Annotated in this window: 6 protein-coding genes; 5 read left to right on the top strand and 1 reads right to left on the bottom strand. The window is 71.0% G+C overall.

The genetic code is table 11. From position 1 onward, the window contains the following. Nucleotides 1–204: 204 nt before the first annotated feature. A complete protein-coding gene (gene pruA, locus MY520_RS24855) occupies nucleotides 205–1,851 on the bottom strand; it encodes an L-glutamate gamma-semialdehyde dehydrogenase (protein ID WP_436695371.1) in 1,647 nt (548 codons plus the stop codon). A gap of 159 nt (nucleotides 1,852–2,010) precedes the next feature. Here pruA and MY520_RS24850 point away from each other — a divergent pair, with 159 nt between their 5' ends. The 5 genes from MY520_RS24850 (at nucleotide 2,011) to MY520_RS24830 (ending at nucleotide 8,649) form a co-directional block, all read left to right on the top strand. Further along, entirely contained in the window at nucleotides 2,011–3,033 is a 1,023-nt protein-coding gene (locus MY520_RS24850) for a helix-turn-helix domain-containing protein (protein WP_436695370.1), read from the top strand. A 175-nt stretch (nucleotides 3,034–3,208) separates the two neighbouring features. After that, a complete protein-coding gene (locus MY520_RS24845; RefSeq protein WP_436695369.1) occupies nucleotides 3,209–4,858 on the top strand; it encodes a choline dehydrogenase in 1,650 nt (549 codons plus the stop codon). Between the two features lie 284 nt (nucleotides 4,859–5,142). Beyond that, nucleotides 5,143–5,976: a GntR family transcriptional regulator gene (locus MY520_RS24840; RefSeq protein WP_436695368.1), complete on the top strand. Its 834-nt coding sequence runs from the start codon at nucleotides 5,143–5,145 to the stop codon at nucleotides 5,974–5,976. 469 nt (nucleotides 5,977–6,445) lie between these two features. Further along, entirely contained in the window at nucleotides 6,446–7,117 is a 672-nt protein-coding gene (locus MY520_RS24835) for a hypothetical protein (protein ID WP_436695367.1), read from the top strand. After that, complete coding sequence (locus tag MY520_RS24830; protein WP_436695366.1) at nucleotides 7,114–8,649, top strand: xylulokinase; 1,536 nt, start codon at nucleotides 7,114–7,116, stop codon at nucleotides 8,647–8,649. Before MY520_RS24835 ends, MY520_RS24830 begins: the two co-directional genes overlap by 4 nt. Nucleotides 8,650–8,689 lie beyond the last annotated feature (40 nt).

The following is an 8,689-nucleotide window of genomic DNA, read 5'->3' as shown; positions in this document are numbered from 1 at the left end:
GTTGACGACGTTGTCCGCACTCCCCCGGGCGACGGTGTTGTCCTGAGGGTCCAGGTTCCGCTCGCTCCCGGAGTCGGGCACCTGCTTGACAAGAACCACGATGTTCACGCTGATGACTGCCTTTCCGTGCTTCAGGGGGTCGAAGGACGAGCTGCCGCTCCATGGCTGTCCGGGCCGGACCGGAGCCGGCGGTGACGTAGTGGCTCAGGCGCCCTCGAGCTCGTCGGTCGGCCGGGGGCCTGCCAACTGCGGGGACCCGGGGTGCCGTGGTGGTCGGTGGTTGCGCTTGACCGCGCGCGGGCTCACGAACCGGATCAGGTTCCACACGGTCCCGGCCTTGTCGTTGGTGCCCGACGCGCGCGAACCCCCGAAGGGTTGCTGGCCCACCGCGGCCCCACTGGGCTTGTCGTTCACGTAGTAGTTGCCGGCGGTGTAGCGCAGGACCTCGTCGGCCTGGGTGAGCGCACGCTCGTCAGTGGCGAAGACGGCGCCGGTGAGCCCGTACGGCGTCGACTCGTCGACCAGCCGCAGCGTCTCCTCCCAGTCGGAGTCGTCGTAGACGTAGGTCGTGAGGACCGGCGCGAAGAGCTCCTCGGTCATGAACGTCGAGTCCGGGTGGGAGACCTCGAGGACGGTCGGCTCGACGAACCACCCGGTGGCGTCGTCGGTGGTCCCCCCGACGAGGACGACGTCCTCGTCCCTGGCCTGAGCCAGCGCGCGCTGGTGCTTCTCGAACTGCCGGGCGTTGATCACCGCACCGACGTGCGTCTGCGGCTCGGTCGGGTCGCCGACGACGAGGCCTCGGGTGAGGTCGACAAGCCGATCCCGTACCGCCGGCCACAGGCTGCGGGGGACGTACAGCCGGGTCGCGGCGGCACACTTCTGCCCCTGGTACTCGAAGGCCCCCCGCACGCACGCAGTCGCGAGCGCGTCGAGGTCGGCCGAGGGGTGCGCGAGCACGAATCCCTTGCCGCCGGTCTCACCGACGACCCGCGGGTAGTTGCGGTACCCGCCCACGTTCGCGCCGACGGTGCGCCAGATGTGCTGGAAGGTGCCGGTCGAGCCGGTGAACGCGACCGCTGCGAGGTCCCGGTGGACCAGGGCCACGTCGCCGATCTCCGGCCCGTCGCCGTGCACGAGGTTGATCACGCCGTCCGGCAGGCCCGCCTCCCGCATGAGCTCCAGGGTGAGGTGGGCGGCGAGCGAGGCACTCTCCGCGGGCTTCCACACGACGGTGTTGCCGAGCAGCGCGGGAGCCAGCGCCAGGTTGTTCATCGACACGAAGTTGAAGGGGGTGACCGCGAAGACGAATCCCTCCAGGGGGCGGTAGTCGACGATGTTCGTCACGCCGTGCGGGGACGTCGGCTGGACGGCCGTGACGTCGACCGCGTTCGCCAGGTTGGCCCGGATGAAGTCGACGGTCTCCGCGGCCGCATCCCCGTCTGCCTGGTCGCTCGTCTTCGAGAGCTCGAGCATGCACGCGGCCACGAGCCGGTCCCGCCAGGGCCCGAACTCGAGCATGTCGGCGGCCCGCCGGAACGGCTCCGCGCGGGACTCCCAGGACTGCTGCGACCAGCTCCGCCACGTGCCGGTGGCCGCCGAGATGGCCAGCTCGACCAGCTCCGCGCCGGCGGCGTGCACCTGGCCCAGGTGGACCCGGTGCTGGTGCGGTACGACGATCGGATACGTCCGTCCCGTGCGCACCTCCCGGCCGGCGATGACGTTCGGCACGTCGTAGCCCGCCGTCCTGATCTCTGCCAGTGCCGCGGCGAGACGGTCGTGCTCGGGGGACCCCACCGGCGCGGAACCCCGGGGCGCGGGCGGGCCGGCGTGGCGTGCGGGCGTCGTCATGTCGGCTGTCCTCCGGGAGCGGGCGGGTCGGCGCCTCTCGACCGTAGGAGCGGGTCACATCCCGGCACATCGGCTCGGAAGCGGAACGACGACCGCTTCCTGCGACAGTTGTAGGAAGATCTGCGGCGGCCCCGGAGCCACGCGGGGAGAAGGAGTGCCATGTCGACCGAGGCAGAAGTGCAGGCGGCCGTCGATCGGCTCAACGCGCTGCTCGGCCGTTCCGTCCTCGTCGAAGACGTCGACCAGCACCCCGTGTGGTGGTGTACGCGCGGCCCCGTCGACCCGACCCGGCTGCGGACCATCCTGCATCGCAGGGTGGATCCGGGCGCGGCCGCGATCGTGAAGAGGTTCAAGCTCGACCGCGCCACCTCGCCCGTCAGGACCCCGGCCATGCCGGAGGTCGAGATGTGGTCGCGCTGGTGCGTGCCCCTGCGTCACGAAGGCCGGTTCCTCGGGCTGATGTGGATCCTGGATCGGGACGAGTCGCTGGCCGAGGAGGACCTCGGGCCGGCCATCGACTGCGCCGAGCTCGCGGCGGCCGTGCTCGCGAAGACTCGTCAGTCCGCCGAGAGCATCCGCTTCGTCCGGGACGAGCTGGTGGCTCGCCTGCTGGAGGGCCCGGACGAGGAGGCGGTCCGGGAGTTGGCCCGTCTCCAGCAGATCCCGCACGATGCGCTCGTCCAGATCGAGGCGCCTGCGCGACCGGGTGGCTGGACGCTGCCCGACGACATGTCGCTGCACGTGGTCAGCCGCGGCCCCCGCGCTGCGACCAGCGGCGCTCCCCTCCCGCTCATCGCGCTCAGGGAGGCGGTGCGCCGGGCGGCGGCGACCCGCCGCGCCGCCCTCGCCGGAGCTCGCCCGGACCCGCCGACGTGGGACGGGCTGGGTGCCTGGCGGCTGATCGTCGACGCCCCGGAGGACCTGACCGTGGAAGCCCTGCACCCGGGGGCGGCGATCCTCGCCGCGCAGCCGCGGAACGACCTGCTCACGACCGCCCGCCTGCTGGTCGACGTCGGAGGGGACGTGACCACCGCGGCGCACGAGCTCCACGTGCACCGCACGACGATCTACTACCGCCTCGAACGCATCAAGGAGCTGACCGGCGTCGACATGCAGGACGGCCTGGCCCGCACGCACCTGCAGCTCGCCCTCTGGCTCGTCGCCTACCGGGCCCAGCCCTGATCGTCGCCGGAACGGGGACCGGGGACCGGCTTCGACAGTTGTCGTAACGGGTCGGACCGTTTTGCGAAGCCTCGGTGCAGCGTCGGAGCCCGTCGTCGCCCTAGCGTCCTCGCGATGAGCCATCACGCCCATCCAGATGCGTCGGTGGTCTCCGATCAAGACAGGGAGTCATCGCATGGACACGCGTTACGACTACATCGTGGTCGGCGCCGGCACCGCCGGCTGCATCGTGGCGGCCCGGCTCAGTGAGGACCCCGACGTCGAGGTGCTGCTCGTCGAGGCCGGCGGAACCGACCGGTTGCCGATCATCGCCATGCCCGGCGCGCTCCCCTTCGTCTACCAGAACAAGTACATCCAGTGGGGCCACCAGTCCGGTCCCGAGCCCGAGCTCGGCGGCAAGGTCATCGACGAGAAGGCCGGCAAGGTCATCGGCGGATCGTCGTCGATCAACGCGATGATCTTCAACCGTGGCAATCCGATGGACTACGACGGCTGGGCCGCCGACGGCCTTCCGGACTGGGACTTCGCCCGCTGCCTGCCCTACTTCCGCAAGATGGAGACCTTCGAGGACGGGCCCGACGACTGGCGCGGCGGGGACGGGCCGCTGCTGATCACCCGCGCCCGGGCCGAGCACAAGCTCTACGAGGCGTTCCTGCACGCCGGGGTGGAGGCCGGTCACGAAGTGACCGCCGACCACAACGGCTACCGCCAGGAGGGCCTGCACATCGCGCAGTCGTTCATCGCCAACGGCGTGCGCTCCAGCTCCTCCCGCGCCTACCTGCGCCCGGCCGCCGGCCGGTCCAACCTGCACGTGCTGAAGCGGGCCACGGTCCGCCGCGTGCTGTTCGAGAACGGCGCGGCCGTCGGCATCGAGGTTGCCGCACGGCGCGGCGCACCCCGCCGGATCCGGTGCGCGCGCGAGGTCATCGTCTCCGCCGGCGCCATCAACTCGCCCCGGCTGCTCATGCTGTCGGGCGTGGGGGATCCCGACGAGCTGGCCCGGCACGGCATCGGGCTGATCGCCGAGGCCCGCCAGGTCGGGCAGAACCTGCAGAACCACCCCGGCGTCGACATCCAGTTCGCCACCGACGACGCCGACTCCCTCACGTCGCAGATCGACCTGCTCGGGCGGGCGCGACTCGGCGCCGAGTGGCTGCTGCGCCGCCAGGGGCTGGGCACCACGAACTTCTTCGAGGCCGGAGCGTTCCTCCGCGGCCGTGACGACGTCGACTTCCCCAACCTGCAGTACGAGTTCCTGCCCCTGACCCGGCAACTGCGCAACGGCCGCCTCGTGCCGGTCCCCGGCTTCCAGTTCTGGGTCGACCTGTCCCGTCCGCACAGCCGCGGCTCGGTCCGGCTCCGCTCCGCCGACCCCGACGACGCACCGCTGACGGTCTTCAACACCTACAGCTGCCGCGAGGACCTCGCCGACATGGTCCGCGCCGTCCGCCAGTCCCGGGAGCTGGTGGCCCAGCCCAGCCTCGCCAAGTACTGCCGGGCCGAGCTCAACCCCGGACCCGACGTGCAGACCGACGCGGAGATCGAGGCCTGGATCCGTACCGCGACCGGCACCTCCTACCACCCGTCCAGCACCTGCCGGATGGGTGCCGACGACGACGCCGTCGTCGACAGCCAGGGACGGGTCAACGCGGTCACCGGACTGCGCGTCGTCGACGCCTCCATCATGCCCAGGGTCATCACCGGCAACCTCAACGCCCCGGTCATGATGATGGCCGAGAAGATCGCCGACCGGATCAGAGGCATCCAGCCCGCACCGGCATCCACCGCCGGCTACTACCGACGACTCAGCTCCGCGCAGGCCTGAGCACTCCCGTCGACTGCGGCCCGGCTCGCCGGAACGGTCTCCCCCGACTGCGGGGGCTCGACGCCCGGACTCAGCGGTGACCGCCACACGCGCGGGCGCCCCGGCCTCCCAGCGCCGCACGCGAGGGCCCCGTGGACACGCCACGACCCGCCGTCGCCGGCACCGATCCCGTCCGGCCCGGACTCAGCTCCAGCAGGATGCCCACCCTCGGCGCCCCCGGTGCAGCAGCGACCCGAGTTGTCTGCACCGTCTCGTCGGTTGTCCTGTCGGGTAGCCTCGAAGCCGTGCTGGATCAGGCCCGTCCCGACGACCAGCCGGGTGGGCGACTCCCCACGGAGCACCGCCGTCGCTCCACCGTGACCGCGAAGGTGGTCCGGTCACTCGAACGACGCCTGTCGCAGGGGGAATGGGCGGCGGGCGACCGACTGCCCTCTGAGCCGACGTTGGCCAAGGAGCTGGGCGTCAGCAGGGTCACCGTCCGAGCCGCCCTCGCGCAGCTGGAGAACGACGGGATCGTCAACCGGCGCCACGGCTCGGGCACGTACGTCAACTCCGTCCGGCCACTCGTGAGCAGCCTGCACCTCAACATGGGCGCCGAGCAGGTCATCCGGTCGACCGGGCACACGCCAGGGGTCGCTGAGATGTCCTGGCGGCAGGTGGAGGCTGACGAGGAGATCGCCGATCGCCTCGCCGTGGAGGTCGGCACGGCCGTCGTCCACCTCTACCGCGTCCGCACCGCGGACGGCGTGCCCGTCACGGTCTCTCACGACTACTTCCCGGCGTCCCTCCTCCCGGAGCAGACCCCGACCCTGGGGCCGTCGCTCTATCAGTTCCTGTCGACGGTCTGCGGCATCGACGTGACCTTCGGCATCGCGACGCTCGAGCCCGCGCACGTCGGCGCCGAGCAGGCCCCCGCCCTAGGGGTCCCGAGCGATGAGCTGTGCCTGGTGATCAGGCAGGTGGACTACGACTCCGCCGAGCAGCCGGTCTCCTACTCGGTCGAGTACCACCTGGCGAGCGCCCTCAGCTTCCAGCTCGTGCGGCAGGGGCCACACCCCGTCCAGGCCGCCGGTCCCCCGGCGCATGCCGACCGGGGAGAACGCCTCCGCGCTCGCTGAACCGCCGGCCCCGTTCCGGCGGGTCCCGTGTCGGGCCCGCCGTAGCGGCCGCCGAGCGGGCCGCGTCCACGCCTCGACTCCGCGCCGTGGCCACGCCGGTCATCGGCGCCGTCCGGCGGGCCACCCGCGCCCCTGAGCGGCCTCGGCCGACAGGGCCGACCACCCGCCAACGCAAAGACGGGCCCGTGGGTGTTGACGGGGACAACGCCGCTCTCCTATGGTACGACTCACAGCAAGTTGTAGGACAACTTAGAGCTGGTAGGACGACTCAGTCCGCGAGCTGCTCAGCACCACTCCCCCGCGGCGCCACACGCCGGGTCTTCTACGAGGCCCAGGCGGCGGCCTGTTCGCCCCCGTTCGGCACGTCGCCCTCGGGAGCCCGCAGACCTCTCCCCACAGCCGTCGCACCCCCGCCGCCCCCCAACGCGAACTCGGAGAGTGAACCCCATTGAGGCCACAGGTGATCGTCATGCTCACCCACGATGACGTCACGGTCCCCGACGCCATCGACTGCTTCCGGCAGGCGGCAGACCTCCCCATCCAGTACTGGGGCTTCAAGGACGTGGGGCTGACCACTCACGAGATGGAGCAGCTCGTCGGGGAGTTCCGGAGCGCTGGGAAGACCCCGGTCCTGGAGGTCGTGAGCTTCGACGAGAAGGAGCTGCTCGACGCCGCTGCCCTCGCCGCGGACTGCGGAGTCCAGTACCTCACCGGAGGCGAGTTCTCCCCGGCCGTCAGGGAGCGGGCACACAGCGCGGGGATGAGGTACTTCCCGTTCTGCGGCCGGGTCGGCGGTTCCCCGATCGAGCTGACCGGCGCTCCGGAGGACGTCCTGGCCGATGCCGACCGGCTCCGTGACCTCGGCGCCGACGGCGTCGACCTGGTGGCCTACCGGTACACCGACGGCGACCCGATCCAGCTGGCCAAGCAGGTCGTGCACGAGTTCGGCGGGGACAAGGTGATCGTCGCCGGCAGCATCAACTCCGCGGAGCGCATCCAGCTGATGCACGAGATCGGCCCGTTCGGCTACACGATCGGTGGCGCGCTGTTCGACGGCACGTTCGCGCCCGGTGGGTCCTTCCGCGAGAACCTCGAGCGCGTCGTGGACGTCGACGCCACGGTCGATGGAGGGCCCCGATGAGCTCCTACGTGCTCGGTGTGGACGTCGGCACCACCGCGATCAAGGCGGCCGTCTTCGACGCCAAGGGCGTCGAGGTCGGGAGCCACTCCGAGGAGTACTCCCTGCGCACCCCACGCGCCGGCTGGGTCGAGCTGGACGCCGACACCTACACGACGACGTTCTCCCTCGCCGTCAGCAGTGCACTGAGGGACGTCTCGGTCCCCGTCGCGGAGCTCGAGGCCCTCGGGCTGTCCGCGCAGGGCGAGACGATGCTCTGCCTCGACGCGGACAATGAACCGATCGGGCCGGCGATCGTGTGGCTGGACAACCGGGCGACCGCCGAGGCGGAGGACATCGAGCAGCACTTCGGACGTCCCCTCATCCACGCGACCACCGGTCAGGTCGCCATGGACGCCATCTGGCCCGCGGCCAAGATCCTGTGGATCAAGCGGAACCAGCCCGAGGTGTTCTCCCGGACGGCCAAGTTCGTGCTCCTCAAGGACTACCTCGTGTACCGGCTCACCGGTCGGCTGGTCAGCGAGGACTCGCTGCTCTGTTCGACGATCCTCTGGAACATCAACACGCGGCGGTACTGGCCGGAGATGCTGGACCACCTCGGGATCACCGAGGATCAGCTCCCCGAGATCGCCGCTCAGGGCGAGATCGTCGGGTCGGTGAGCGCCACCGCCGCGACCGGTTTCGGTCTCCCGCCCGGTTGTCCCGTGTCGGTCGGGGCGCTCGACCAGGCCTGCGGCGCGCTGGGGATCGGGAACTCCATCCCCGGCATCTTCTCGGAGAGCACCGGATCCGCCCTGACGAGCGTCACCATCGTCGAGCAGTTGACCCTCGACGAGGCGGGCCGCGTCCCCTGCTTCGCCGCGGCCATCCCCGGTCAGTACATGCTGCACACCTTCTCCACCGGCGGCATGGTCATGCGCTGGTACCGCGACCAGTTCTGCGCGACCGAGACGCAGGTCGAGGAGCTCTGCGGCATCAACGCCTACTCCCTCATCGACAAGGAGGTCGAGCAGGTCGAGCCCGGCTGCGACGGCCTCGTCGTCGTGCCCCACCTGCAGGGATCCGGCCCGCCCGACCTCGACCCGTACGCGCGCGGCGTGATCTTCGGACTGACGCTCGCCCACACGAAGCAGCACCTGTCCCGAGGGATCATGGAAGGCGTCACCATGGTGCTGCGGCGCATGATCGACTCCACGACCCAGCTGGGCGTCGACGTCAACGAGATCATCTCCCTCAGCGGAGGCGCGAAGAGCGACGCCTGGTGCCAGATCAAGGCCGACGCCACCCAACTCCCGGTGCACACCCTGCACGGATCGGGAAGCGCCGCGTGCCGCGGCGCGGCCATCATCGCCGGTGTCGGCGTCGGCCTCTGGGAGTCCGCCGTTGCCGTCTCGCGCGCGGCGGTCGAGTACGACCGCTCGTTCCACCCGCGGGCCGAGAACGCGAAGGTCTACGACGTGCTGTTCGCCCGGTTCATGGCGCTCCAGGAGTCACTGAAGCCCCTGCTCGTCGCGGCGGAGCCTGCCGCCGGCTGACGGCCGGCGACCCCGGCTCCACCCCGCCGAACAAGCAGCC

This window comes from Geodermatophilus sp. CPCC 205506, from assembly GCF_051383635.1.
In the GTDB taxonomy this organism is placed as follows: Bacteria; Actinomycetota; Actinomycetes; order Mycobacteriales; family Geodermatophilaceae; genus Geodermatophilus.
Note: the sequence above shows the minus strand (reverse complement) of the source record. Positions and strands in the feature narration are given on the sequence as shown.

Bases quoted from the DNA above. Each gene is read 5' to 3' on its own strand.
- MY520_RS24845 (WP_436695369.1), top strand. From the start codon at position 3,209: ATGGACACGCGTTACGACTACATCGTGGTCGGCGCCGGCACCGCCGGC.
- MY520_RS24850 (WP_436695370.1), top strand. From the start codon at position 2,011: ATGTCGACCGAGGCAGAAGTGCAGGCGGCCGTCGATCGGCTCAACGCG.
- MY520_RS24835 (WP_436695367.1), top strand. From the start codon at position 6,446: ATGCTCACCCACGATGACGTCACGGTCCCCGACGCCATCGACTGCTTC.
- MY520_RS24830 (WP_436695366.1), top strand. From the start codon at position 7,114: ATGAGCTCCTACGTGCTCGGTGTGGACGTCGGCACCACCGCGATCAAG.
- pruA (WP_436695371.1), bottom strand. From the start codon at position 1,851: ATGACGACGCCCGCACGCCACGCCGGCCCGCCCGCGCCCCGGGGTTCC.